Source organism: Streptomyces sp. JLBG701, assembly GCF_058544905.1.
The window spans coordinates 10,865,683-10,890,073 of record NZ_CM178588.1 but is presented as its reverse complement, the minus strand read 5'-3'; the positions used below and the strand labels follow the sequence as shown (position 1 = coordinate 10,890,073).

Below are 24,391 nucleotides of genomic sequence, written 5' to 3'. Positions count from 1 at the left end.
CATGCGCAAGGTCGTCAGCTTCGACTGCTACCGCACCCTCATCAACTTCGACACCCGGGCCGCCACGCACGAGATCGTCAAGGACCGGCTCGCCGAACTCGGCGTCGACCCGGACCAGTTCCACCACGACGCCTACGTCATGCGCTTCCAGGGCGTCGTCGACGAGTACCGCCCCTACCGCGAGATCGTCCGCCGCACCCTGCGCAACGTCATGCTGCTGCACGGCCTGGAGTACCGGGACGACGACGGCGCCGCGCTCATCGAGGCCATCACGAAGTTCAAGCCGTTCCGCGAGGTCCCGGACGCGCTGCGCCGCCTCAAGGGCGAGTACGACATCGCCATCCTCTCCAACAGCGAGGACGACCTCATCTCGTACGCCGTCGACGAGTTGGGCGTCGAGTGGGACTACGTCCTGACCGCCGAGCAGGCCGGCGCGTACAAGCCGCTGCCGCAGGCCTTCGAGTACCTGATGAAGGCGACAGGGCGTGGCCCGGAGGACATCATCCACACCGCCCAGGGCTGGGAGTACGACATCATGCCGACCAAGCGGTACGAGGGCATGCGGCGGATCTGGGTGAACCGGTACGGCTTCCCGGGCTCGGCCGCCTACCAGCCGTACGAGGAGATCAAGGACCTGTCCGAGCTGCCCGGCCTGCTCGGCGTCTGAACTCCCGGCACCCGCACGCCCAGCCGCTTCGAAAGGAACACCCCGTGAGCGCGACCACGCTCGGCCGGCCCGGCCCGGTCAACGGCCGGATCTCCCACTGGTTCACCGAACTCCCCACCCCCCGTCCGGCGTTGCCCGGGGACCGCGATACCGACGTGTGCATCGTGGGCGCCGGTCTCACCGGACTGTGGACCGCCTACTACCTCAAACTGGCCGACCCCACGCTGCGGATCACCGTCCTGGAGGCCGAGTTCGCCGGTTTCGGCGCGTCCGGGCGCAACGGCGGCTGGGCGTCGGGGCTGGTCCCCGGGGCGCGTGACCGGCTGGCCAAGCGGTACGGCCGGGACGCCGTGCTCGAATTCCAGCGCGCGATGAACGAGGCCGTCGACGAGATCATCGCCGTCGCCGAACGCGAGGGCATCGACGCCGACATCGTCAAGGGCGGCACTCTGCGCGTGGCCCGTACTCCGGCGCAGGCCACCCGGTTGCGCCACAAGACCGAGGCCGATCACGAGTGGGGCGTCACGGACGCCGTGCTGCTGACGCCGGAGGAGGCTGCCGAACGTATCCGCATCGAGGGGATGACGGCGGCGGCCTGGACGCCGCACTGCGCCCGGCTGCAGCCGGCGGCTCTGGTGCGCGGGCTCGCCGACGTGGTCGTACGACTCGGTGTGAGCCTCTACGAGCAGTCCCCGGTCACGGTCGTCGAGCCGGGGCGGGCGGTCACCGCGCACGGCACCGTACGCGCGCCGATCGTCCTGCGCGCCACGGAGGGGTTCACCGCGTCGCTGAAGGGGCTGCGGCGGGCCTGGCTGCCCATGAACAGCTCGATGATCGTGACCGAGCCGCTGGCGGAGGGGGTGTGGGAGGAGATCGGTTGGGCCGGGCGGGAGACCTTGGGTGACACCGCGCACGGCCATCTGTACGCCCAGCGCACGCCGGACGACCGGATCGCTATCGGTGGGCGTGGGGTGCCGTATCGGTTCGGATCGCGGACCGACTCCGATGGGCGGGTGGCCAACCGGACGATCGGCGAGCTCACGGACACCCTGTACAACGTGTTGCCGCAGACCACCGGCGCCCGTGTCGACCATGCCTGGTGCGGGGTGCTCGCGGTGCCGCGCGACTGGTCGGCGACCGTGGGGCTGGACCGTGCGAGTGGGCTCGGCTGGGCCGGCGGCTACGTGGGGCATGGTGTGACCTCGACGAACCTTGCCGCCCGGACTCTCACCGACCTGGTGCTGGGTCGTCAGTCGCGGCTGACTCGGCTGCCGTGGACCGGGCATCGGCCCGGTACCTGGGAGCCGGAGCCGTTGCGGTGGCTTGGTGTGCGTGGGCTTTACGTTGCCTATCGGCTGGCGGATCTGCATGAGGCGGGTGGGCGTGTGCGGACGTCGCCGATCGCCACGGTTGCGGATTTGATCGCTCGGCGGCCCTGAAGTGGGTGGCGCCTTCGCCGCTTCGCCGTAGGGCGCCTGGTGCGTTGGCGACTGGCGGTTCGTTGGGGTTGTTCGCGCAGTTCCCCGCGCCCCTTTCGGGGCGCTGCCGTGTACCGGCTCTGAGCAGCGCCGTCGGGCCTTGCGCTGCACGCGCCCCACCCTTCAGAGTGGGGCGGAACCACGTGTCGCAACCGTCGGCACGACGTCCCCGGGAGCCAGCGCCGCCCATGCCGTTTCTCACGGTCGCTGACGTACTGCGACTCCCCGTCATCGCCGCCGGTCTGCCCCGGGTGGCGGCCGGCGAGGGGCAGTTGGGGCGCACGGTCCGCTGGGTGCACGTCACCGAGCTCCTCGATCCCGCCTCGTTTCTGGAGGGCGGGGAACTGGTCCTCACCACGGGCATGCCGCATCCGTCGGACCCGACACAACTGCGTAGCTACGTCGACCAGTTGGCGGACGTCGGGGTGGCGGGCCTGGTCGTGGAACTGGGCCGCCGGTATCAGCAGGCGCCCCCGGACCTCGTCACCGCGTGCCGGGAGCGCGACCTGCCCCTGATCGTGCTGGCACGCGGGGTGCGCTTCATCGAGGTCACCCAGACCGTGCACGCCCTGATCCTGGACGCGCAGGGCGAGTTGCTGCGCCGGGCCCAGCATGTGCACGAGCTGTTCACGTCACTCACTCTGCGCGGCGCCGAACCGGAGGAGTTCGTGCAGACCGCCGCGGATCTCGCGGGTTGTCCGGTCGTACTGGAGAACCTGATCCACCACGCCGTGATCTGGGCGGCGGCCGGCTCCACGGACGGGCAGGTCCTGGACGCCTGGCCCCGCCGCTCGCGCACCGCCGAGACACCCGACCGGGCGGCGGTCAGCGGACCCGAGGGCTGGCTCGTGGCCCCGGTCGAGGAGCGCAGCAGCCGCTGGGGGCGACTGATCATGCTGCCCCTCGCGGCCGGACCGCCCTTCGGCCCGGAGCACACGATGATCCTGGAGCAGGCCGCCACCGCCCTCACCCTGGCCCGGCTCACCGGCCACCCCGAATGGGACCGCCGTGCCCACAGCTCCGTACTGCTCGATCTGCTGCACTGGCGCTATCGCAGTCGCACCGAGGCCCGCCTGCGGGCCGAAGCGCTCGGACTCCCCACAACCGGCCACCGCCTCGTCCCGGTCGTCGTCGACCACTCGGGCGTAGAGGCCGGCGACACCACCGTGACCGGCCACCTCGCCGGAGAACTCCACACGTCCGGCGTCAAGGCCCTGGTGGGAGACCTGTCCGGGCGGCGCACCGGACTGCTCCTGGCACTGGCCCGCGCGAGTGCCTGGCAGCCCGTCGTGGAACGCATCGCCCGCGACCTGCGGGCCACGTTCGGGGAGGACGCCGTCATCGCCGTCGGCCCGGGCGTCACCGAACTCGGCCAGGTCACCCGGTCGTTCCGCGAGGCCGAGCAGGTGGCCGACGCCATCGGCCCCACCTCCCGAGGCCGCCCCTTCCATGTCGCCTCCGACGTGGGCCTGCCGGAACTGCTCTACTCCCTGCGCGACGACGTCCGGGTCCAGAAGTACGTGGAACAGCGGCTCGGGCGCCTCGTCCAGCACGACGCGCGGCACGGCAGCGACCTCCTCACCACCCTGCGCGAATACCTCGACGCCGCCGGCAACAAGTCGATCGCGGCCAAGCGCGTGGGGCTCTCCCGGCAGGCCTTCTACCAGCGCCTGCACACCATCGAACGACTCCTGGGCGCCGACCTGGAGTCCGGCGCCGAACGCACCCAGTTGCACGTGGCCGTGACCGCCCTGGAGGTCCTGCACGGGACGTCGACGGACTGACCTCCGGCGCATCGCAGTGGAATCAACTCGCGGACACGATGCGATGAGAGGGGACAGGTGCGTCAGTACGAGCCCGGACTGGCGATGCGCTCGACGCGCGGTTCGGCAAGCCTGGCGCAGTCCACGCCGGAGATGGCCAGCGAGCGGTCAAGACAGGCGGCGTTGAAGTAGAGACGGGGCTGGGCGATGACGTCCGGGTCCGCGACGACTTCGAGTTCGGGGTCGAAGCTGAAGGGCAGAACGCCACGCCGGTCCCCCGGGACGACCGCGAGGACGTGGCGAGTGACGCGACGGTCGATCTTGACGATCAGGATGAGGCATTTCGCGGGTTCCGACACCGGGTGTCCGCGCAGTTCGCTGACGGTTTCGGTCGTGCCTTCCGGTTCGTGGTCGATGAGTTTGTACGCGGTTGCGGTGCTGTCGAGCAGGCTGATCAGGCGCTGGTAGGTGCCAGGGTCCGGCGTGGGGACTCCTCCTTGTCGGTGGTGCGGTGGGCGCGTTCGATGTTCTGTCCCCAGTACGTTCCGGAGACCATGAGCGCCGCCCCGAGGCCGGCAAGGATGGTGAACTTCTCGCCGCCGAGGCCGATGCCGATCACGAACGCCCAGACCGGTTCGGTGCCCAGAAGCAGACTGGCCCGGCTGGCGGAGCTCTTCTGCACCGCCCAGGTCTGGGCGAGGAAGGCGAAGACGCTGCAGAACAGGGCGAGATAGACGAGCTGGCCCCAGACCACGGCCTCGACCTGAACCAGCGCCGGCATGCCGCTCGCGGCCGGCACGGCGAACAGCGCCGAGCCGACAACCGTCTGGACGGCCGTGAGCTGCAACGACCGCACAGCGCGGCCCTTGGTGAGCCGCCCCACGAGCGCGACATGCGCTGCGCGGACCACTGCGGCGGCGAGCATCAGCAGGTCGCCCGTCCGGGGCGTGTCGAAGCCACTGCCCGACATGAGCAGTACGACGGCGAGCAGGCACACGCCCGTGGCGGCGAAGAAGCGCGAGGGCAGCCGCCCCTTGCCTGCGGTGCGGTCCAGCAGCGGGGTGAGCACGATCGTGAGGCTGATGATCAGGCCGGCGTTGGCCGCACTGGTGTGCGCGACGCCATAGGTCTCAAGCAGCAGGACAGCAGCCTGTGTAACCCCCAGGACTGCCCCGACACGAACCTCATCTCGCGTGTAACGCCCCTTCCGGCGGCGGGCGGCGACGAGCACGAGGCAGGCGATCGCGGAGATCGCGTACCGCGCGAACAACACCATCAGGACCGTCAGGGCAAAGGTGGCCGTCTTCGCGGCCAGGTAGCTGGAGCCCCAGACGATGGCGACTAGGAGAAGCACTGCGTCAGTGCGGCGGGCTTGAATCATCCCCCTACGCTGCATCGCTTCCGCCCTTGAAGCCAAGGACGAGGTTCTTCAATAACCTTGAAGTATTACTACACTCAGAGAGATGAACGAACGGCAGTTGCAGATTTTGCGGGAGCTCGGCGAGCTGGGAAGTGTCACCGCGACCGCCGAGGCGCTGTTGATGACGCCCTCGGCGGTCTCCCAGCAGCTACGGTTGCTGCAACGTTCGATCCCGGTCCCACTCACCGAACGTGACGGTCGGCGGTTGGTGCTCACCGATGCCGGGCAAGTCCTGGCCGGCGCGGCGATCGCGGTGGAGACCGCGCTGGCCAGAGCGCGGCACACCATCGAGGAGTTCGTCGACCAACCGGACGCGGGTGTGTCGGTGGCGGCCTTCCACAGCGCGGCCGCCACATTCTTCCCACTGCTGCTCGGCCAGTCCGGCCCCGGACGCCCGCAGCTCTCGCTCGCCGACGAGGACGTCGCACAAGACCATTTCCCGCGACTGACCCGGGACTACGATCTCGTACTCGCCCACCGTCTCGACCAAGCACCACCCTGGCCGACCACGGTCACTGCCGGCACGCTGCTGCGTGAACCGCTCGACGTCGCCCTGCCGGCCGACCACCCCTTGGCCGCCAAACGACGCCTCACCCCGCAGGACGTCGCGGACGAACCCTGGATCACCGTGCACGACGGCTTCCCGCTGATGGCCACCATCGACGCCGTCTCGACTGCCGCGAACCGACGGCTCGACATCGTCCATCGCATCAACGACTTCGCGGTGGTCGCCGAAGTCGTGGCCGCCGGAGGCGGCCTGGCCTTGATGCCCCGCTGGACTACCCGTCCGCACCCCGCACTGATCCTCAGACCTCTCAGCGGCGTGCACACCCGACGCCATATCGATGTGCTCCATCGCCCCGAACGTGCCGCACGGCGAGCCGTAAGGATGGTGCTCACCGAACTGCACCGCGCAGCCGCAACGATCCGGGACCGAGACATCAGCGCGGGTTCCGACGCGGATGAGACTCGCACTGTCGAAACCTGAGGCGGCGGGTCGCCTTCTGAAGTCTCACCTCGAAGGGGCGCGAGCCGGAAGGCCTCGTCATCTGCCTGGTCGCGCGGTCCACAGTGGCTCCCGCGCGACCCGGCAAAGCCCTCAGTACTGCTCGGTCTCCACGAAACCGGCGTCCGCGTTGTCGTCCGCGCCGAAGGCGGCGGCGGTCGGGTCGAATCCGGGCGGGCTGTCCTTCAGGCCCAGACCCAGACCCGCCAGCTTCGCCTTGACCTCGTCGATCGACTTCGCACCGAAGTTACGAATGTCGAGCAGGTCGGCCTCGGAACGAGCCAGGAGTTCACCCACGGAGTGGACGCCCTCACGCTTGAGGCAGTTGTACGAGCGGACCGTGAGCTCAAGCTCCTCGATCGGCAGGGCGAGATCGGCGGCGAGGGCGGCGTCCGTCGGGGACGGACCCATGTCGATGCCCTCGGCGTCGATGTTGAGCTCGCGGGCCAGCCCGAACAGCTCGACCAGCGTCTTACCGGCGGAGGCCATCGCGTCACGCGGACGCATCGCCTGCTTGGTCTCGACGTCGACGATCAGCTTGTCGAAGTCGGTGCGCTGCTCGACACGGGTCGCCTCGACCTTGTAGGTGACCTTCAGAACCGGCGAGTAGATGGAGTCGACCGGAATACGACCGATCTCCTGGCCCACCTGCTTGTTCTGCACGGCGGAGACGTAGCCGCGACCGCGCTCGACGGTCAGCTCCATCTCCAGCTTGCCCTTGCCGTTGAGCGTGGCGAGGACCAGGTCGGGGTTGTGCACCTCGACACCGGCCGGCGGCGCGATGTCGGCAGCGATGACCAGACCCGGGCCCTGCTTGCGCAGATACATGACGACGGGCTCGTCCTGCTCCGAGGAGACGACCAGCTGCTTGATGTTGAGGATGAGGTCGGTGACGTCCTCCTTGACGCCCGGCACGGTGGTGAACTCGTGCAGGACACCGTCGACACGGATGGACGTGACAGCCGCACCCGGAATCGAGGAGAGGAGCGTGCGGCGCAGAGAGTTGCCGAGGGTGTAGCCGAAGCCCGGCTCCAGCGGCTCGATTACGAACCGGGAGCGGAACTCGTCGACGACTTCTTCGGTAAGGGACGGACGCTGAGCGATCAGCACGGGGTATTGCCTCCAGTGTTTGGCGCCCGCTATGTGACGCCGTAGACAACACGAAGGGTACGTGCGATACGGCCCCCGGAGAGACCGAACCGCCCGACCCCGCCCGACGGCCGACCAGTCGGCGGACCGAACTCCAGCTGAAGCGGAACTTGACGATCAGCTGCTGCGGGGAGTCAGTCACCCGTCAGGCGGTGAACCCTCCGTCGACGTTGATCGCCGCTCCGGTGATGTACCCGCCGTCCGTGCTTGCCAGGTGAGCGACGGTGGCGGCGATCTCGGCCGCGGCTGCATAGCGGCCCAGCGCGGTGAATCCGGCGATCGCCGCCGCGTTGGGACCGTCGGCGGGGTTGGCGTCCGTGTCGGTGGGACCGGGGTGAACCAGGTTGACGGTGATGCCGCACGGGCCGAGTTCCCGGGCCAAACCCTTGGTCATCCCGACCAGTGCCGTCTTACTCATCGCGTACAGGGCCAGGCCCGGGAAGACCGCGCGCTCCGCCACATTGCTGCCGATACTGACGATGCGTCCGCCCAGGCCCATATGACGCGCCGCTGCCTGGGACGCCACGAACGGCGCCCGGACGTTCACCGCCAGGGTGCGATCGATCTCCTCCGCACCCATGTCCTCAAGCGGGCCGACAGGGAAGGCGCCGGCGTTGTTGACCAGGACATCCAGCCTGCCGAACATCTCCACGGTCTCCTCCACCGCCGCCGTCAGCCTCTCCGAGACCGCGCTGTCGGCCCGAATCGCCAGCGCCCGGCGGCCAACGGCCTTGATCTGCTCCACCACCCCGGCCGCAAGCTCTGTGCTGTTCTCGTACGTCAGGGCCACATCGGCGCCCTCTTCGGCCAGCCGCAGCGCCACGGCAGCGCCGATCCCCCGGCTTCCGCCCGTCACCAAGACCACAGTCCCTACAAATCGGTTCATGGCGTCGAGCTTCACGCCGACCACCGCCGCACGCTGGCGCAAATCGGACCTCGTTGTAGATCTGCGAGGAGCTGGAGGCCCTGAGTACCGTTGCCGCGCGCGCGGTTGGGATGTTCACTCGCGGTAGGCGGCCGTGGCGATCTCGGCGAACGACCGGATCAGCGGGTTCGTGTCGTCCTGGTTCCACGCCACCACCACGCGGCTCGGGGCCATGTCGATCAGCGGGACCACGGCCAGTTGATCGGACGGGTCGTGCCCGAGCGGGGTCATTCCGACCGTGCCGTTCCAGAGCACGGCCTGCAGGCACTCCTGTACGGCGCGCACCACCGGGCCCGGGCGGGGCTCGCCGCCGTTCCAGTACGACTGCCAGATCGGGTCGGTGCCCTCCGGAAACTGGAACCAGTGCCGGTCGGCCAGGTCGGCCAGCTTCAGGTGGTCGCGGTCGGCCAGCGGATCGTCGGCGCGCAGTACCGCACCCACCGGGTCACTGCGCAGCTCATGCACCGTCAGACCGGTCTCGTCGAACGGCCCGCGGGTCAGGGCGACGTCGACCAGCCCGGCGCGCAGCCCGCAGGTCGGATCGGTCAAGTCCGTTTCACGGATGCGGATTTCGATGCCGGGATGCCGAAGGCGGTAGGCGGCGGCCAGCCGCGTCGCGCCCCGGTCGGTGCTGTCGCCCAGGATGCCGACGGTGATGGCCACGGCACCGGCCGCCGCGGCCACGCGCACGCGTGCCTGCTCGGCCTGGTCGAGCAGGGTACGCGCCTCGTCCAGCAACGCCGCCCCGGCCGACGTGAGCGTGACCCCCGCCGAAGAGCGGTGCAACAGCAGGGCACCGACGTCGGTCTCCAGTTGCTTGATCGCGCGGCTCAGTGGGGGTTGGCTCATGTGCAGCCGTGCGGCCGCCCGGCCGAAGTGCAGCTCCTCGGCGACCGCCACGAAATAGCGCAGCGTGCGTAGCTCCATGACCGGCGACGATACCCGTACAGTATCGGCCTTACTCAATCGGTCTTGGACGACCGGGGTACCCGGCCGCTGGAATCGGAGCATGACTGACGAACAGAGGTCCGGCGAACCGATGGCCGACCCCGCCGTATCGGTGATCGGTCCGGGCGACGGTGCACTGACCTCACGCGCGAACATTCAGGCCCCGAAGCCGGAAGGTCGTGGAGAGGAGTCGTGAATATCGCCTACTGGATCATCGCCGGCCTGCTCGCCCTCTTCTACCTCTACGGGGGTGGAGCCAAGGTGGTCCAGAGCCGTGAACAGCTCCGCCCGATGATGGCCTGGGTGGACAGCACACCGATGTCGGTCGTGAGAGCGCTCGGGGTGATCGAAGTGCTCGGTGCGATCGGGCTGATCCTCCCGCCGCTGACCGGCATCGCGCCCTGGCTGGCCCTGGCCGCGGCCATCGGCTTCGTGATCCTGCAGATCGGCGCGATCCGAGTCCACCTGAGCCGCGGGGACCGTCAGATCGCCCTCAACATCACGCTCGTTCTCACTGCGGCCGTGACCGTCTGGCTGGCGACGACATGGCTGTGACGCGAGCGGTGGTCGGCTCAGTCAGCGCTGCTGGGGTCGGCGCCGGCCGCTGACCTTCGAGGAAGGCAGGCGACCCGCTTTTGACTTACCAGTGAGAACGTCACCCTCGATGGTGACTTCGAAGGTCAGATTGAGGCGCAACGGCTTGGTGACCGCCTGCTTCCACGTGATCCGTTCGCCGTCGACGACGATGTCCTGGAGGGGCACCTCCTCGCCCAGGCCAAGAGCGACTCCAACGAGCATTTCGTCCTCTCGGCTGAGTTCGATGACGGGTTTGATGCGCCCGATGGGCGTGGCGATGGTCAGGTCCCAGACGCCTTCAATGGACATGGATGGTGCTCCCCTGCGCGAGTCGGAACGGGTGAGTGCCGGGTCGGGTGTCACATGGCTGCGGGGGCAGGGCCGTCGGCCCGCCAGGTGGTTCCGCGGCGCTCGTGTGCGAACAGTTCCTCGACGGCGTGGGCGATCTGGGGACCGATTTCGCGCTCCAGCAGGTACAGACCCAGGTCGAGGCCGGAGGTGACACCGGCGCCGGTGACCAGGTCGCCGTCGTCGACGACGCGGGCGTGCACGGCGTGAACGCCGGTGGCATCGAGCATGTCCAAGCCCAGATGGTGAGTGGTGGCGTGACGTCCCTCGATGAGTCCGGCCATGGCCAAGACGAGCGAACCGCCGCACACCGCGGCCATGGTGACCTGCGGGTTGTCCATGGCGGCCTTCAGCAGCCCGGGCAGTTCGGTGGTCAAGGTGCGTCCGAGCAGGACGGGGATGAACTCGTCCTGCTGCCACTCCGCGGCACTGCCGACGTTGGCGTCGGGCACCTCGCCCGGCGTCCCGACACGGCCGGAGGCTCCGGGCAGGAGCACGAGACCGGCGCGGGCAGGATCGAGTGTGCCGGTGGCTCGCAACATCAGGCCACCGGTGCCGCTGACAACGTCCCGGGGCCCTTCGGCCGAGACCAACTCCACGGTGACGGCGCCGCCGGAGGCCGTGCCGCCGGCATGGAGGACCTCGAAGGGAGCGATGACATCGAGCGGGTCGAAGCCGTCGAACAGAACGATCTGGACGTGCACTTGGCGTCCTTCGTAGGAGCGGGTGCCGGCCTGCTTCCGGCTTGTCCCTCGACCGTAAAAGGGGGGTACGGAAGGCAACCAGGGAGGTGAGTGACAGGTACCGACGGGATCTCGCCACGCCCCCTGCCATGCAGGGTTGTCTGCTCAGGGGCGGCGGTTCAGTCGCGCTCAGGGCTACGGAAGGCTGCACGGTAGCCGTGCGGCGTGGTCCCGGTGACGCGCTTGAAGCGCTCGCGGAGCGAATCCAGACGTCGTGCCAACTCGCGTTTCCCCACAGGGTGCGGACCGCACCGGCCGACCCCTCCCCCGCCGATAAGGATGAGCGTCGCTCCATGATTGGCTGGCCCCGGCCACCGCAAATCAATACGCAGGAGGACACCCCAGCCATGAGCAACGCGTACGCCTACGAGTACAAGGTCGTCAACTTCAGGGAATCGCTGATCGGTGACGCACTGGACAGCGACAAGCTGGAGAAGGTCCTCAACAAGCATGCCGAGGACGGTTGGGGGCTCAAAGCGATCACCGCCGCCGATGTCAAGGGCCGTATAGGCCCCGGAGCGGTCGAGGGCCTCCTCCTCACCTTCGAGCGCCCCCGCGCGTAACACCGGCGACACCACCGCGCCCGGCAGGGGCCCGCACAATCCACGGGCGATCGGCAAGAAGAGCCGCCACCACCGCCCATGACGCTACGGTGACCCCAACTGAACGGCCCCGGGGCGGACATGACCCCGGGGCCGCTCCACCGGCTGACGGGCGACCCGGCGGTGAGCACGAACAGCCTGACGGCGAGGGGAAGTCCATGGAAGCGCAGACCTGGGACGCACTGGTCGCATCGATGCAGCACGCCTACGCCACGGGCTTGAGCGAGGGGGCGGTACCCCGCCCGGTCATCATGCCGCTGGTCCGAGGCGAACTGGTCGCACTGGTCTGGGCCCGCCCCCTCAAGCCCGGAAAGGACGCGCTCACCGGCATCGCCGAACTCTCCAACATCGCCGCGGCGGCCGGCGCCGACGAAGTCGTCCTCGCCTGGGAGACCAACGACGTCGCCACCGCCTGCGAACTGCCCATCACAGGCCCGGCCCCGTGCCTGAACATGGTGCACGCCACGAAGGACGCCCACGTACTCCACCAGTTCCCCTACACCCAGCAACTCCCTGAGGGCACGGCCTCGACCGAACCCCAGTGGCTCCCCGCCCCACAACCCCAGCCGAACGGCGAACTGGTCCCCCCGATCCAGGCAGCGGTCGACTTCTCCTTCACCCCCCTCGAACTCGACCACCCCTCCCCCTTCGGCGTCACCGTCGTCCTGATGGAGGAAGACGGCTACACCGTGCGCCTGACCGAGACGTTCACCCCCTGAGCCCCAGGAACAGGTCAGGGGTTCCAGAACACGCTGGTGAAGGCTCGGTCGAAGCGCCGCGCGGTCAGGTCCTCGCGCTGGATCACCCAGTGGACGGTGGAGCTCTCCCAGCCTCGTACGTCCATGCCGACCACCCAGTCGGCCAGCAGTACCCAGTCCGAGACGTCGTCCGACACCGGTCCGTCCCACTCGCCTGCTGCCACGGCGTCCACCGCCCTGGACACGGCGTTGCCGACCGGGTCGAGTTCGATGGCCTCCTCGTCGGCGTATCCCCCGATCTGGAAGGGCCCCTCGGGGGCTATGTCGGCACGGATACTCTCCCAGACCGCGACGAGCTCCGCGGAACGGGGATGCCCGGGAAGCGGCCCGAACCTCGGCTCGCCGGACTGTTCGACCATGTGATGGCAGGGCAGCGACACATGGGCCGTCGCCCGCAGCGGCCCCTGCGGGAACTCCTCGAGCATCGCCTCGTTCTCCTCCCAGCCGAAGGAGTCCCAGGCGAGCTTGTCCCGTTCCACCACGGCCGTGCCGACGGGGAGGTACACGACACTGCCATTGGATTCGCAGCCGTCGCTCTCGGGGAAGGCGAAGAACAGCAGCTGGCCGTCGGGAGGCAGGGGCAGGTCCGTCATGTCGGCGGGCAGAGCCGCGAGGTCGATGGTGGCGACGTAGGGGTGCTCGGGGTCCGGGGTGTCGGCCGGAAGCAGGAGCGGGCCGCCGAACCGGCCCACGATCGGGCCGTCCCCGTCCCGTGTCAGCGTCGCGCAGGGTCGGGCGGTGGTCAGCCATCGCTCTACGTCGTCGGCCGGTATGCCCTCCGCGATCGCCTTGTCACGGAAGGGATTTAAGCGGTCCCGCATCTCAGGAGTCATGCGCAAACCCTAGAGGGAGGGACTGACACAGCGGCTTCGAACCCGTGGCGGGCCGCCGAGGAGCCGCCTGGAACGGAGTGAAGGGCCGTGCAGGGTATTCCGTCGTACACCCTTTGGGGAGGCTGCTGCCAGAGTCGGGGTAGTGGGCTGTACGGCAGACGGCATGCGGGCATCCCTCATCGAGTCTGGATCCACCGCCAACCCGCAGCGACCATCCCAGAGCCCATGGCCGCGGCGGCACCGCGCACCGCAGCGAACATCGCCGCCCTGACTAGGCGCCGCCTCGTGGACCTGCCTGCCATCCACCCCACCTCCTTGACCAAGCGCCGGCCGCACTGCGGCCTCTTCAGCTATTGACGCGCTCGTCGGCGCTCAATGGCAGCGATGTCGGATGACGTCGGAAAAACCGGAGTCTCGGGCCACACACTGCTTTTCCGAGTCGGAATTTCCGACGGGGGCTCGGAGGGGGAAGCTTGTGGTTGCCCGGCGTTCGCCCTCCGATTCGGCTCCTGAGGTTCTGATAGCGCTGAGGGCTCTGTGGCAGGCTGCGCAGGAGCGCCTGGGCACGGCCGGTTCCCGGCTCACCCTCACTAGAGCCAGCCGTGCCACCGGCGTACCTGTGGCTACCGTGAGCGACTGGTTGCGTGGCAACCATCTGCCGCGCGAGGCGGACGAGTTACTGAAAGTCGTTGATCAGCTGGCTGAATGGGCCGGGCAGACGCCACCTTCACATGTCCGCTGGCGACGTCTACTCGAAGCGGCTGGTCAGAGGGCAACCTCGTCGGCGTCGCCAGGCGTCTCATCGTCCGGCCAGGCTTCCACTGTTGCCGCTCTGGGGGATCGACTGACGGCCGCGTTCGCTGAGCAACACGTGCGTATCGACGCGATGTGTCTGAACGGACAGTCACTGTCTATTGCCATGGGGCGTCCCATTCACGCCATCCATACTGGTGATGTCCGCCCCGAACGGATCAGCCTGCGGGTCATGCTCCCCAGCCGCGACATCGACCTGGCCTTTCCCTGCGCCGCATCCGTCGACGAAGACCAGCCGCAAATCGTGCACCGACGGTGGTTGTCACAACGCAACGCTCACGGACAGTCCGTGAGTGCTGCCTTACGATCACTGCGCGACACACACGACATCGACGTTGAGGTCAGCTACCGAGCCTTACCCTTTACCCCCATGGCCAAGCTCTACCTGGTGAACGGCAAAGAGGCTCTCTTCTCCTACTACACCATCGTGCGTCGGCAAGCAGAGATCGAACAGCGCCCGATCGAGGTGTTCGACCCAAGTCCCATGGGGTTGGTTCGGCTGTTTGGTACCGACAGCACCAGCGATGACACGGCGTTCGTCAAACAGTCCCAGCTCTGGTTCGACTCCCTGTGGGAGTCTGTCACCACCGACCTCACCTTTAGTAGCTGAGCCTGCAGAGTGGAGGCTTCGGATGCTCGTACCGGACCGAAGCCGAGCACTCCGTGTCAGCCCCAGCCCAGCTCGTGAAGGCGTTCGTCGTCGATTCCGAAGTGGTGAGCGATCTCGTGGATCACGGTCACGGCGACCTCGTGCACCACGTCTTCCGTGGTCTCGCAGAAACGCAGCGTCGGTCCCATGTAGATCGAGATGCGGTCGGGGAGTACTCCCGCGTACCACTCGCCACGGTCCGTGAGCGGGGTGCCTTCGTAGAGGCCCAGTAGCTCGGGGTCATCGGCTGGGGGTTCGTCCTCCACGAACACGGCAACGTTGTCCATGACCCGGGTCAGTTCCGGCGGGATCTGGTCCAGGGCCTGGCTCACGAGTTCCTCGAACGCGTCGCGTGTCATCTCCAGCGCAGAGCCATTGTCAGGGACGAGGCGTCTGTGGCGGAGACACGGAGGGCTCTTGTCTCTGTTGGGGGGAGATAGCCGGTGGCTCCTGTCCATGGATCCGTCCGCTCTCTCAGGGAAGAGCGCGCGGGCGCACGTTGGCGAGCATCAGCTTGGGAAGCTGCGGGGCTCTGGGACCTACCGGGCCGCTGACCTGTGCGAACGGGTGGTCAGCGTCCTCGTTGGTCACGGCGGCTTTCACCGTGATTCCCCGCTGTTCCCCGCTCGATCCGGTGTGCTTGTGGTGCGCCCGAACTCACGACCTCTTCGTCCCGAACTACCGGCGGGACAGTCGTTGATGCCATTCGGGCCGATCACTCGGGGGATGCAGGCGTGCGACGCATGGTGGTCGTCACGGTTGCTGTGCTTCTCTGCAGTACCGCAGCCTGATGCCTGAACCCGGTTGCTGTAAGTGATCTGGACCGCTACGCGCCCGGAGGCCGGTACTGGACTTGCTCGGCTTTGCGCAGGGCATCCATGGTTTCTTCGACGGTCAGGAGAACAGTCGTCTCAAACGAGCTGAGCGCGCCGCCTCCACTGATCGCCAGGCCAACCGCGGCCATGGACACGTTGTCGGGGGCCTCCCACAGGTTGTAGCCGTCGTGGGTGCCGAAGGCGTACCAGAAGCCGTGGAGCTTCCCGCCGACGGACTCGATGTACGACTGAGCGGCCTTTGCGCGGTCTTCGGGGTGGCCGATCAGCCTCGCCCAAGTCTCCGGCGTGTAGCTGAACCTCGATAGATAGAGCGGCATCATGTCTCCCTTTCGTTCCGTCAAGGGATGCCCCCGCGGGGCAGGAAACGCGCCGGAGGCGGCCCGCGTATCCCCCGAACGGCCGGAGACGATGACCGGCACGGTCATAGCCGCCGGGTGAGCGATGCACCCGGCGGAGCCATGCTCCAGAGCTCTGGATCGGCCGCGGGGTGGTGTGTCAGGCGCCGGGTGCCCGGTACTCCACCTTCTGGCGGACCGCCTCGTCGATCTCCGAGGGTGTCAGCAGCACGACCGTGCTCGTGCGAACGCCACCGGCCGCCGACGTGACCAGACCCATGGCGGCGGCGGACGTGTTGCCCGGCAGCTCCACCGTGACGTAGACGTCCTCCTCGCCGAATGCCCAGTACATCGATTCAAGCTGGCCTCCCAGGCTTTGGACCATGCGTTCGACGACCTCGCGGCGCCCAGCGGCGCCCTCTTTGAGCAAGCCCTTCAGTCCATCCACGGTCAACCTGACCCTGAAGAGATACTTCGGCATGGGTTTCCACCTTTCGCCTACTTCTCTGCAATCCCCCTTATCCGAATCCTCCTTCTGCTCCGCGTCCACCGTCGCGAGGACCGCCGCCATACGGCTTACGCCCTGGCCGAGACGGTGTCGAAACGATGGCGGCGTAACCGCGCTCTGGGCTTGGGAAGCTAAGGGCTTTTAGGGCTTGCTCCTGGGCTGACCTGCGGGGGACATGGAACAGCGGCCGAGCGGCTGCTGCCTCGTTTCCCCGCTGTTCCCCGTGGTTGTCCGCGAGATCTGGCACGTATCTGGCACGTCTATTTGATGCATGGCCAGTCGCTAGCCAAGCGCGCGAGTTCTACTCGTACATGGTCGCTGCCCGTGGAGCCCGTGCAAAGAAGTTCCAGTCGCCGTTCGGGGGCAACTCGCGGCCGGCATTGCTGTACCAGCCGTCGGCGTCGTCGATCCATGCAGCCAGGGCCTCCAGGAACCCAGCGAGGTCCTGGTTCTCCCACGAGTCGTCCTCCTCGGCTTGGCTGCGCCTGGCCCGCTCGCCCATCGGCACACCGAACATCATGAACTCCTCGTGCCTTCGTGCGAGCCGCCATCGCCGCGAGTCCGGGGAACCGTGGTGCTCGGACACGGTGATCCGCGCACAGCCCAGCCGGTCGGCCCACTCCGCCATGTCCAGGGCAGCGGCATAGCGGTCCGCCATGGCCGTCCCGGCCAATGACCCTCTCATAACCGACGCATGCTCAGGACGCCTGTCCGCCGTAGTAGTAGTCGGCGGGGCCGTCGGGCAGCGAGTACGGGTCCCTGGGAGTCTCCTTCCGGGAAGTGTGCAGGCGGGCGTAGGTTCCGCGCAGGGCGAGGAGTTCGTCGTGGCGTCCCGTTTCGGTGATGCGGCCCTGGTCGATGACGAGGATGCGGTCGGCGTCGGGTGCCAGGTCAAGGTCGTGTGTGATGACGATGGTGGTGCGGCCGGCCATCAGGCGGCGCAGCGGCTCGACGATGCGGCGGGCGGCGATCGCGTCCAATCCGGTCGTCGGTTCGTCGAGGACGAGGACCGGCGCGTCGCGCAGTACGGCCCGGGCGATGGCGAGGCGCTGCATCTGACCGCCGGACAAGCGTGCGGAGTTGGGGTCGACCCGGGTGTCGTAGCCGTCGGGGAGCGCCGTGATGAAGTCGTGCGCGTCGGCCGTGCGGGCCGCCTCCTCTATGGCGTGGTCGCTGGCGCCGGGCCGGCCGCAGGCGATGTTGGCGCGGACCGTGTCGTGCAGGACCAGAGTCTCCTGCGGGAGAAGGGCGACGTACTCGCGCAGCCGTTCCAGCGGGAAGGCGTTCAGCGGGGTGCCGTCCAGGAGGACGGAGCCGGAGTCGGGGTCGTAGAAGCGCAACAGGAGTTTGGAGAGGGTGGACTTGCCGGCGCCGCTCGGCCCGGTGATGATCACCAGTTCGCCCGGTTGGACGATGAAGGACAGCTCTTGGAGTGCCGCCGTGTCGGTGCCCGGGTAGCGGAAGGACACATCGCGTACCTCTACGGTGCCATCGGGGCGCCCGATCCCGGTGTGCGCGGGGGCGGCCGAGTCGGTGACGGCGGGCCGGGCGTTGAGCACCTCGATGAGCCGTTCGGCGCCGGCTGTGGCGGCGGTGACGAGGAGGCCCAGTTGGGCGAGGCTGCGGATGGGCGGGTAGAGGTAGCTCAAGAGGGCGGCGAACGCGAGCAGTTGGCCGAGCGTCATCTGACCGGCGGAGATCTCCCACACGCCGATGCCGATCACGGCCAGGACGCAGATTGTTTCGATGACCTGGACCAGTTGCCCGTACGCCTGGTTGAGGCGGGCCGAGCGCACGGAGGCACGGAACCACGCCGTCGCCTCCTGCTTCAGCCGGCGGCGCTCGGCGTCCTGGCGGCCGTACGCCTGGGTGAGGACGAGGTTGCCGAGTGACTCCTCCACCACGGAGGTGACCGCGCCGTCCGCCACCCGGCCTTCCCGGGCTACGGACTTGACGCCGGCGGAGAACCTCCGTGCGGCCAGCCAGAACAGCGGGGCGAGGGCGAAGGTGACCGCCGCGAGATCCCACTGCAGCCAGAACGCGGCTGCCGCGTAGAAGACGGCGCTGAACAACGCGGAGGCGGTGCCGATGAGCCCGGAGACGGCCATCTGCTCGATGGCCTCGATGTCACCGGTCAGCCGGGAGAGCAGATCGCCCTGACGGTGACGCTGGAAGAAGTGCGGGGGCAGTTTCTGCACGTGGTCGAAGACGTGCTCGCGCAGCCGCATCACGAACCGCTCCGACGCCCACACGGAGAGGGAGCCGCCCGCGTAGCCGATGACCGCGCCCACCACGGCGATGCCGAGCCACTGGGCGGCGGGGGTCCAGAAGGCGTCCAGTGAACCGTTCTGCAGCGCGTTGTCGGTGAGATCACCGAAGAGCAGGATGGCGGCCGTCTCGGCGAGCGCGCCGAGCACGGTGCACAGCCAGACAGCCACGAGCCAGCGCCGCAACCCCTTGGTCATGGGCCAGAAGCGGCGGAACGCGGTGCGGGCGGGTACGGAGGGGGTGCGGGTGGCGTACGGGTCGTCGTACGCGTCGTCCGGTTCTTCGTCGTCGCCGAACCTGCCGTGCCCCTCGTACTGATCGTACGATTCGTAGCCTTCGAAGCCCTCGCCCTTTTCCGAGTTCCCGGGCGGGCGGTCGTCGTCCGGTGGCGCATTTTCGCGTGCCCGGACAATAGGAAACCCGTACGCGGACAATTCAATGCCCGGCGGGACGCTTCGAGGATGGTCAATCCCTGAATAACCCTTGGTCGCGCGCATTTTTCTCCTGTGCTGCATGACCAGGAGCACGCTTCGAATACGTTACGAACCGAGCTCCCGCAGTTTCCGGGACTTTGCCCGATCGCCAGGTGTTTCCGGGGAGATCCACAGTCCGCGCACAGCGCTGCGGAGCGGATCGGACATGCCGGGAGGGTCGGTGGTGCACCACCGACCCTCCCTCGTGAGCAGGGCTTTTACGTCAGTTGCCGGCCCTGGGCGGCACGGGCTCCCCGGGACGCGGGCGGCGACGGCGCGCCTGCTGTGCCTGCTGCGGGGGCGGCGGGAACTGATCGGCGTTCGGGTCCGCGTTCGCGTTCCGCCGGGGGGTAAGCGGGGCAACAACCCTGAAGCTCATACTGACTCCTTCTGAGTTTCCAGTACTGCACGGGAAGGGAATTCCGCACGGACGGAGAGGTGATCAGAGACATCGTCCTGAGCAACCCCGCCGCTCGATGAAAGGAAACTTAACACAGCCCCGTGCGACCTAAGTTGAAATCTCAGAATTCAATTCCCATGTACATGCTGTGAAAACCTTGGTAATTCCTGGGTTTCGATTCCACTCAGCGGTAGCAGCTTGTCATGCCCCGGTGCCAGGGGCAGGCAATGCCCGCGAAGCCGCCGCCCGCGACGACATCGATGCTGAGCGTGTCCCCGCCGCGCAGTACCTGCTGGTCCTTGACCAGGCCGTCGGTGCCGTCCCGGATGGTTTCGACCAGCCACTGTCCGGGGCCGATGGTCAGCGGTACGTCGGCCGTGTGGGCGGCGCCGGCGTACACCCCTCCCAGGAACCAGCGGTCGCCGCTGCGTCGGGCGAGGGCCGCCTCCTGGCCGGGTACACCGGCGAGCAGCCGGGTGTCCTCCCAGGCGGCGGGGACCTGGTCGAAGAAGTCCCGGGCGAGCGGCCGGGCGTCGTAGGACTCGGGGGTGCCCGCGAACATCTGCAGGCCCGACTCGTAGACGACGGTGAGGCCGACCTCGGCCGCGTCGGAGTTGGGGCGCAGGCCCACGCGTTGGAAGGCGCCGGGGGTGAAGTCCATGGAGCCGATGACGTTGCGGGTGAAGGGGAGGGTGGTGAGGTGGGCGGAGGTGTTGGTGCGCTTCTCCTCGCCGCCGACGCCTTCCAGGGTCATGACCTGGGGCCAGGTGCGCTGGATGCCCTTGGGGACGGTGGAGCCGTGGAAGTCGACCATGAGGTGGTGGGCGGCCGTCTCCGCGAGGATGGCGTCGTACCACTGGAGCATGGACTGCGCCTCGGAGTTCATGAAGTCGATCTTGACGCCCTTGACGCCCCACTGCTCCAGGGTGGGCAGCCACTGGGCGCGTTCTTCGGGTGTGTCGAGGTCGCGCTGGTGGATCCAGACGATGATCCCGACGCCCTTGGCGCGCGCGTAATCGACAAGCTCCGGCATCCAGCTGTTGGTCTGCCAGTTCGGGTCGGTGGTGTCCCACTCGTCCGTCTTGAAATACCAGCCCGCGTCGACGGCCTCGTAGGGCCAGTGCCGCTCGGCGGCGTAGTCGACGTAGGCCTTCTGAGCCGTGAGGCTCTGGCCTGCCGCGCGGCCGCCGGCGAGCCAGGTCCACAGCACGGTGCCGGGCCGGATCCAGGAGGTGTCGGCGACCTCGGAGGCGGGTGCGAGGTCGTCGGTGAAGGTGGAACGGGTCACGGTGGCGAGGTCGCCGGCGATCACGGCCCGCCAGGGGGTGGCGAGGGGGCCGTCGGTGTGGATCCGGTCGTCGGCGAGTGCGATCCGGTAGGTGCCGGTGCCCTGTTCGTGGGCGAGCCGTGAGCCGGAGTAGCTACCGGTCAGGTCGGACTCGGCGAGCAGGGTGTAGCCGCCGTCGGTCGCGAACAGCGCCTGGTCGGAGTAGGCGCCGGTGGGGGCGGTCGCGGCGGTGTACTGATTGAACTGGCCCTCGTTGTCGACCCGGTAGGTGCTGAGCCACGCGCCCGCGTCCGGCGGCAGGTTGAACGCGGAGGTCTCGCCGAGCACGTCGCCGTACCCGGAGGGCACAACGTACCGGTAGGCGACTCCGTCGGCGGAAGCACGGACGACGAGGTCGAGACGGGCGCCGGCGGGGGTGGCGTACGACAGGCGCGTTTCGTTCATGCGGACCCGGCGTTCCAGTCGTTTGCCGGACTTCGTCCGGTACCGCTCGTCGACCAGCCGGTCCTTGCGGTACAGGAAGCGCAAGTTCTGGGAGAAGTCGGCCTGTTCGGTGACGATACCGACGGGCGACGGTTCGATGACGGTGCGGCCGTCGCGGGACACCGACAGGCTGAGCGTGCCGGTGGTGTCGTCCAGGGAAATCTGCGCGCGCGGTGCGTGCGCTGTCGCGGAGACGGCCCAGACATGGTCGTTCTGCTCGGCCCGTGCGGGCGCGGTCGTGCAGAGTGTGGCCGCCAGCCCGGCGCAGAGCGCGGCGACCGCTGTTCTGAGGGGAACAGCCATGAAAACCCTCCCTGTTCATGAGGTGGGGTGGTGTGGGTGGCCGAACGGGCGATCTCTACGGCAGTCCCCAGGCGGCGCCCGGTTCGCTGACGGCGACGGGTGCGATGACGAGGTCGGGCCGGGAGCCGGAGTGGACGAGTACCTCGCGCCCCCGGGGCAGGTCGATGGCGAGAGTGCCGTCGCCGAGGTCCTGGGTGCGGGCCGGGGTGCCGTCGTCCAGCAGGACCGTCACGGTCCCGCTGAGGCCGTGCCGGAGTTGGAGCGGCTCGCCCGCCAGGCTCCTGATCCGGATGAACCGAGTCTCCCCCGCCTTGCGCACGGCACTGACCAGGAAGGCGCCCTGGGTACGGAAGTTGTGCAGGGTGACGTCCGCCCAGGCGGTCGGAACGGCCGGGAAGACGCGGATCACGCCGCCCCAGCTCTGGCAGAACATGTCGTGCAGGGACTGCGAGGCGGACAGCGGGGTCTCGATGACCGGACCGGCCTCGGTGTAGTGCGTGTTGGGCCGGCAGGGGTAGCGGGTGGTGGTGTCGAAGAACTTCCGCAGGTACCCGATCGCGGTGTCGCCGTCGCCGGTCATCGCGTACATCGAGGCGGCCCCGGTGTAGCTGTAGCCCCGGTGGGCGCCGGTCAGCGCGTGCCAGCGGACCACCGACTTCGTGATCAGGTCGCGGCTTTCGGGCTGGTCCCAGTTGACGAGGTACAGCGGGTAGACCATCAGGAGGTGCGAGTAGTGACGGTGGGACTGGGCGTACGGCGTGTCGGCTCCGATCATGAAGCCGTTGTCGTCGACCGGGTACGGCGTGAGCCTGGCCAGTACCTCCTGCCAGCGCGGGATCAACTCGTCGTCGATGCCGAGGAGTTCGGCCGACTCGATGAGCGTCTGGCAGCCCCAGCGGATCAGGGCCAGGTCGTAGTTGGTGTCCTGCGGCGGCACGACGGGGTATTCGGGCGAGAGGGTGCTCGGCAGGTGGAGCTTGCCGTCGCTGCCCGGGGTGAGGAAGTGCAGGTAGTAGTTGATCGCCCGGCGCAGTACCGGATAGATCGTGTCGCGTAAGAGGGCCTTGTCCATGGAGTGCTGGTAGGTCAGCCACACGTTGTGGAGCGCCCAGGTGAGGTCGCCGGTCTCGGCGCCGGTGCCCGGCTCCCCCACCGCCCGGTTGGCGAACATGTCGGAGCTACGGCCGATTCCTGAGCTGTCGGCGCGGTAGGCGGCTGGCACGTTGGCGATGAGCTGTTCCTGGCTCTGCCGCAGTGTGGTGGCGAGCGCGTCGAGTTCGGGGTGGTTGAAGCCGTGGATGAGCCAGTACTCCAACTGGACGTTGAGGTTCCACCAGACCGCCGGCCAGGGCGTGGGCTCCAGCCACGGCCCCGAAGTGGCCATGACGGGGCCGCCCGCGCGGCTCGCGGAGGCGACCTTGTAGAGCTGGATCCAGTGGAAGCTCTGCAGCCGCTGGTCGGGGAAGGAGACGAAGCTCTTCTGGTAGAAGGCGTGCCACCAGCGCGTGTGCCGTCGCCTGAGGGTGTCGTACGACCTCACGCGCCGCAGCTTGCGCAGCGAGTCGGTCTCGGCGGCTGTGTCGGAGGGCGAGCTGTGGCCGACACTGAGCAGCAGGTCGTCGCCGGTGCGGTGGTACGCGGTGGCGGTCTGGCCGCCGGTGAGGGGCTGGAGCACCTGCTCGGTGCCGTCGGCGGAAGTCCGCGTGGTCCAGGGCGGGTTGGCGGTGTAGCCGGCGGGTGGAGCTTCGCTGATCTTCCGGGGGCTGATGGCCTCCTCGGGGTGGAAGGTCCAGGTGGCCTGTTCGCCGCCGTCGGCTGTCACCCGTACGGCCAGGACCTCGTCGTGGATGAGGGCGGCGAGGGTGAGTGTGCCCGCGGTGGTGGTGACGGTTCCGGTGAGTTCGGCGTTCCACAGGCTCAGTCGCCAGTCGACGGCGGTGATGGTGCCGGCCGGTTCGAGCGTGAGGTGCCCTACCGGTAGCCGGCAGGTGCCCCAGCCGCTGCCGAACTCGGGCCGGTGGTCCTGGACATGGCCGTGCTGGACGGTGAAGCGGACCTGGTTCGCGCCCGGTTCCTGGTAGACCATGCTGCCGAGCAGCCCGTCGCCGAGGAACGGGCCCTCGTACCAGAGGGTCGGCAGCCTGGTCCACAACAGGTCCTGGCCGCGCAGGAATCTCTCCCAGGCGCCGTCGGTGGTCATGGTGTCGCGGAGTCTCCAGGGGTGTCTGCCGTCGCTTTCGGTGGACACCGTCTGTTCGTGCTGCTCGGCGTGGGCCGTGCCCGGCAGGGCTGCGGCTGCCGCTCCGCCCAGTGCGGTGCCGAGTACGGCTCTGCGGGGCACCTTCGAGTGTTTCTCCGGCTGTGAGGTCATCATCGTCCTCCAGACCTGACGGATCATCGATACATCGGGTGTATCGGCGAACCTAAGCGCGCTTCGTGTACCTGTCAATTACTCTGACGGTTGCGAAATCGGGCTCACTACAGGTGGATAGCAGATAGATTCGGACGCCACGCCTAACGCCACACCCCGCCCGAAGCCCTCAACTCATCCGATGTATAGGGGTGGTCTACGCAAGGGGCACCAGGCAGGTTCGGGCCACCCCGCTACAGGTCTGGGCAACTACCGACACCGGTGCTGTGGTGCCCATGCCAGCTTCTTTCTCACACCGGAGGAGTGCCAGCATCGTGCGACATCTCGTGGCCGCCGCATCGGTCCTGACGCTGTTCGTCAGACCATCCGCTGCCGGAGCACCCCCGCCCCCAGCTCACCCGGCCCGACTGGGCCAATCTCAACGGGATCTGAGACTTCGCGGTGACCG

Annotated in this window: 23 protein-coding genes; 8 read left to right on the top strand and 15 right to left on the bottom strand. The window is 68.3% G+C overall.

Annotated features, from left to right (window positions below; genetic code table 11):
• Window position 1: 1 nt before the first annotated feature.
• The 3 genes from AC5DRG_RS49850 (at window position 2) to AC5DRG_RS49840 (ending at window position 3,929) form a co-directional block, all read left to right on the top strand.
• On the top strand, window positions 2-667 hold the full coding sequence (locus AC5DRG_RS49850) for an HAD-IA family hydrolase (protein ID WP_491806975.1): 666 nt from the start codon (window positions 2-4) through the stop codon (window positions 665-667).
• 44 nt (window positions 668-711) lie between these two features.
• A complete protein-coding gene (locus AC5DRG_RS49845) occupies window positions 712-2,106 on the top strand; it encodes an NAD(P)/FAD-dependent oxidoreductase (protein ID WP_491806973.1) in 1,395 nt (464 codons plus the stop codon).
• A 227-nt stretch (window positions 2,107-2,333) separates the two neighbouring features.
• The gene (locus AC5DRG_RS49840) at window positions 2,334-3,929 is read left to right on the top strand and encodes a PucR family transcriptional regulator (RefSeq protein ID WP_491806972.1); all 1,596 of its coding nucleotides are present in this window, start codon (window positions 2,334-2,336) and stop codon (window positions 3,927-3,929) included.
• 62 nt (window positions 3,930-3,991) lie between these two features.
• Here AC5DRG_RS49840 and AC5DRG_RS49835 read toward each other — a convergent pair whose 3' ends face one another.
• Both AC5DRG_RS49835 and AC5DRG_RS49830 read right to left on the bottom strand, forming a co-directional pair.
• Entirely contained in the window at window positions 3,992-4,366 is a 375-nt protein-coding gene (locus tag AC5DRG_RS49835) for a YbaK/EbsC family protein (RefSeq protein ID WP_491813379.1), read from the bottom strand.
• Window positions 4,363-5,289: a DMT family transporter gene (locus tag AC5DRG_RS49830; RefSeq protein WP_491806971.1), complete on the bottom strand. Its 927-nt coding sequence runs from the start codon at window positions 5,287-5,289 to the stop codon at window positions 4,363-4,365. Before AC5DRG_RS49830 ends, AC5DRG_RS49835 begins: the two co-directional genes overlap by 4 nt.
• 82 nt (window positions 5,290-5,371) lie before the next feature.
• Between AC5DRG_RS49830 and AC5DRG_RS49825 the strand changes: the two genes are divergently transcribed.
• Entirely contained in the window at window positions 5,372-6,316 is a 945-nt protein-coding gene (locus AC5DRG_RS49825; RefSeq protein WP_491806969.1) for a LysR family transcriptional regulator, read from the top strand.
• A gap of 111 nt (window positions 6,317-6,427) precedes the next feature.
• Here AC5DRG_RS49825 and AC5DRG_RS49820 read toward each other — a convergent pair whose 3' ends face one another.
• The 3 genes from AC5DRG_RS49820 to AC5DRG_RS49810 all read right to left on the bottom strand — a co-directional run bounded on the left by AC5DRG_RS49820 (window position 6,428) and on the right by AC5DRG_RS49810 (window position 9,335).
• Complete coding sequence (locus AC5DRG_RS49820) at window positions 6,428-7,444, bottom strand: DNA-directed RNA polymerase subunit alpha (protein ID WP_491806967.1); 1,017 nt, start codon at window positions 7,442-7,444, stop codon at window positions 6,428-6,430.
• 184 nt (window positions 7,445-7,628) lie between these two features.
• Window positions 7,629-8,369, bottom strand: a complete 741-nt coding sequence (locus AC5DRG_RS49815) for an SDR family NAD(P)-dependent oxidoreductase (protein ID WP_491813378.1) — start codon at window positions 8,367-8,369, stop codon at window positions 7,629-7,631.
• Window positions 8,370-8,483: 114 nt separating this feature from the next.
• Window positions 8,484-9,335, bottom strand: coding sequence for a LysR family transcriptional regulator (locus AC5DRG_RS49810; protein ID WP_491806966.1), 852 nt, complete (start codon window positions 9,333-9,335; stop codon window positions 8,484-8,486).
• A 213-nt stretch (window positions 9,336-9,548) separates the two neighbouring features.
• On the opposite strand from AC5DRG_RS49810, the gene AC5DRG_RS49805 reads away from it, so the two are divergent.
• Window positions 9,549-9,911, top strand: coding sequence for a DoxX family protein (locus AC5DRG_RS49805; RefSeq protein WP_491806965.1), 363 nt, complete (start codon window positions 9,549-9,551; stop codon window positions 9,909-9,911).
• 21 nt (window positions 9,912-9,932) lie between these two features.
• On the opposite strand, the gene AC5DRG_RS49800 is transcribed toward AC5DRG_RS49805, so the two are convergent.
• Together AC5DRG_RS49800 and AC5DRG_RS49795 are read right to left on the bottom strand one after the other, a co-directional pair.
• Window positions 9,933-10,241, bottom strand: a complete 309-nt coding sequence (locus AC5DRG_RS49800) for a hypothetical protein (protein ID WP_491806964.1) — start codon at window positions 10,239-10,241, stop codon at window positions 9,933-9,935.
• Window positions 10,242-10,291: 50 nt separating this feature from the next.
• Window positions 10,292-10,984, bottom strand: coding sequence for a DJ-1/PfpI family protein (locus AC5DRG_RS49795; RefSeq protein ID WP_491806963.1), 693 nt, complete (start codon window positions 10,982-10,984; stop codon window positions 10,292-10,294).
• Window positions 10,985-11,370: 386 nt separating this feature from the next.
• On the opposite strand from AC5DRG_RS49795, the gene AC5DRG_RS49790 reads away from it, so the two are divergent.
• Window positions 11,371-11,586 (top strand): DUF4177 domain-containing protein, encoded by a 216-nt coding sequence (locus AC5DRG_RS49790; RefSeq protein ID WP_491806962.1) that lies wholly within the window; start codon window positions 11,371-11,373, stop codon window positions 11,584-11,586.
• A 197-nt stretch (window positions 11,587-11,783) separates the two neighbouring features.
• Window positions 11,784-12,344 carry a hypothetical protein gene (locus tag AC5DRG_RS49785; RefSeq protein WP_491806961.1) on the top strand — a complete coding sequence of 187 codons (561 nt, stop codon included), beginning with the start codon at window positions 11,784-11,786 and terminating at the stop codon, window positions 12,342-12,344.
• A 14-nt stretch (window positions 12,345-12,358) separates the two neighbouring features.
• Here the strand turns inward: AC5DRG_RS49785 and AC5DRG_RS49780 are convergent, their stop codons facing one another.
• Window positions 12,359-13,204, bottom strand: a complete 846-nt coding sequence (locus AC5DRG_RS49780; RefSeq protein WP_491806959.1) for a DUF1963 domain-containing protein — start codon at window positions 13,202-13,204, stop codon at window positions 12,359-12,361.
• A 640-nt stretch (window positions 13,205-13,844) separates the two neighbouring features.
• On the opposite strand from AC5DRG_RS49780, the gene AC5DRG_RS49775 reads away from it, so the two are divergent.
• Complete coding sequence (locus AC5DRG_RS49775) at window positions 13,845-14,639, top strand: GntR family transcriptional regulator (RefSeq protein WP_491806958.1); 795 nt, start codon at window positions 13,845-13,847, stop codon at window positions 14,637-14,639.
• Window positions 14,640-14,695: 56 nt separating this feature from the next.
• Here the strand turns inward: AC5DRG_RS49775 and AC5DRG_RS49770 are convergent, their stop codons facing one another.
• The 7 genes from AC5DRG_RS49770 to AC5DRG_RS49740 all read right to left on the bottom strand — a co-directional run bounded on the left by AC5DRG_RS49770 (window position 14,696) and on the right by AC5DRG_RS49740 (window position 23,943).
• Window positions 14,696-15,037 carry a metallopeptidase family protein gene (locus AC5DRG_RS49770; protein WP_491806957.1) on the bottom strand — a complete coding sequence of 114 codons (342 nt, stop codon included), beginning with the start codon at window positions 15,035-15,037 and terminating at the stop codon, window positions 14,696-14,698.
• A gap of 467 nt (window positions 15,038-15,504) precedes the next feature.
• The gene (locus tag AC5DRG_RS49765; RefSeq protein WP_491806956.1) at window positions 15,505-15,831 is read right to left on the bottom strand and encodes a GYD domain-containing protein; all 327 of its coding nucleotides are present in this window, start codon (window positions 15,829-15,831) and stop codon (window positions 15,505-15,507) included.
• A 178-nt stretch (window positions 15,832-16,009) separates the two neighbouring features.
• The gene (locus tag AC5DRG_RS49760; RefSeq protein WP_491806955.1) at window positions 16,010-16,330 is read right to left on the bottom strand and encodes a GYD domain-containing protein; all 321 of its coding nucleotides are present in this window, start codon (window positions 16,328-16,330) and stop codon (window positions 16,010-16,012) included.
• 328 nt (window positions 16,331-16,658) lie between these two features.
• Entirely contained in the window at window positions 16,659-17,015 is a 357-nt protein-coding gene (locus tag AC5DRG_RS49755; protein ID WP_491806954.1) for a DUF7660 family protein, read from the bottom strand.
• A 40-nt stretch (window positions 17,016-17,055) separates the two neighbouring features.
• Window positions 17,056-18,822, bottom strand: coding sequence for an ABC transporter ATP-binding protein (locus AC5DRG_RS49750; RefSeq protein WP_491813377.1), 1,767 nt, complete (start codon window positions 18,820-18,822; stop codon window positions 17,056-17,058).
• An 860-nt stretch (window positions 18,823-19,682) separates the two neighbouring features.
• Entirely contained in the window at window positions 19,683-21,572 is a 1,890-nt protein-coding gene (locus tag AC5DRG_RS49745) for a glycoside hydrolase family 97 protein (protein WP_491806953.1), read from the bottom strand.
• Between the two features lie 55 nt (window positions 21,573-21,627).
• Window positions 21,628-23,943: a glycosyl hydrolase family 95 catalytic domain-containing protein gene (locus AC5DRG_RS49740; protein ID WP_491806952.1), complete on the bottom strand. Its 2,316-nt coding sequence runs from the start codon at window positions 23,941-23,943 to the stop codon at window positions 21,628-21,630.
• Between the last annotated feature and the right edge of the window lie 448 nt (window positions 23,944-24,391).

Coding starts and splice junctions, on each gene's coding strand:
- AC5DRG_RS49850 (WP_491806975.1), top strand. CDS start 2: ATGCGCAAGGTCGTCAGCTTCGACTGCTACCGCACCCTCATCAACTTC.
- AC5DRG_RS49840 (WP_491806972.1), top strand. CDS start 2,334: ATGCCGTTTCTCACGGTCGCTGACGTACTGCGACTCCCCGTCATCGCC.
- AC5DRG_RS49830 (WP_491806971.1), bottom strand. CDS start 5,289: ATGATTCAAGCCCGCCGCACTGACGCAGTGCTTCTCCTAGTCGCCATC.
- AC5DRG_RS49825 (WP_491806969.1), top strand. CDS start 5,372: ATGAACGAACGGCAGTTGCAGATTTTGCGGGAGCTCGGCGAGCTGGGA.
- AC5DRG_RS49815 (WP_491813378.1), bottom strand. CDS start 8,369: ATGAACCGATTTGTAGGGACTGTGGTCTTGGTGACGGGCGGAAGCCGG.
- AC5DRG_RS49810 (WP_491806966.1), bottom strand. CDS start 9,335: ATGGAGCTACGCACGCTGCGCTATTTCGTGGCGGTCGCCGAGGAGCTG.
- AC5DRG_RS49800 (WP_491806964.1), bottom strand. CDS start 10,241: ATGTCCATTGAAGGCGTCTGGGACCTGACCATCGCCACGCCCATCGGG.
- AC5DRG_RS49790 (WP_491806962.1), top strand. CDS start 11,371: ATGAGCAACGCGTACGCCTACGAGTACAAGGTCGTCAACTTCAGGGAA.
- AC5DRG_RS49785 (WP_491806961.1), top strand. CDS start 11,784: ATGGAAGCGCAGACCTGGGACGCACTGGTCGCATCGATGCAGCACGCC.
- AC5DRG_RS49780 (WP_491806959.1), bottom strand. CDS start 13,204: ATGCGGGACCGCTTAAATCCCTTCCGTGACAAGGCGATCGCGGAGGGC.
- AC5DRG_RS49770 (WP_491806957.1), bottom strand. CDS start 15,037: ATGACACGCGACGCGTTCGAGGAACTCGTGAGCCAGGCCCTGGACCAG.
- AC5DRG_RS49765 (WP_491806956.1), bottom strand. CDS start 15,831: ATGCCGCTCTATCTATCGAGGTTCAGCTACACGCCGGAGACTTGGGCG.
- AC5DRG_RS49760 (WP_491806955.1), bottom strand. CDS start 16,330: ATGCCGAAGTATCTCTTCAGGGTCAGGTTGACCGTGGATGGACTGAAG.
- AC5DRG_RS49755 (WP_491806954.1), bottom strand. CDS start 17,015: ATGGCGGACCGCTATGCCGCTGCCCTGGACATGGCGGAGTGGGCCGAC.
- AC5DRG_RS49750 (WP_491813377.1), bottom strand. CDS start 18,822: ATGACCAAGGGGTTGCGGCGCTGGCTCGTGGCTGTCTGGCTGTGCACC.
- AC5DRG_RS49745 (WP_491806953.1), bottom strand. CDS start 21,572: ATGGCTGTTCCCCTCAGAACAGCGGTCGCCGCGCTCTGCGCCGGGCTG.
- AC5DRG_RS49740 (WP_491806952.1), bottom strand. CDS start 23,943: ATGACCTCACAGCCGGAGAAACACTCGAAGGTGCCCCGCAGAGCCGTA.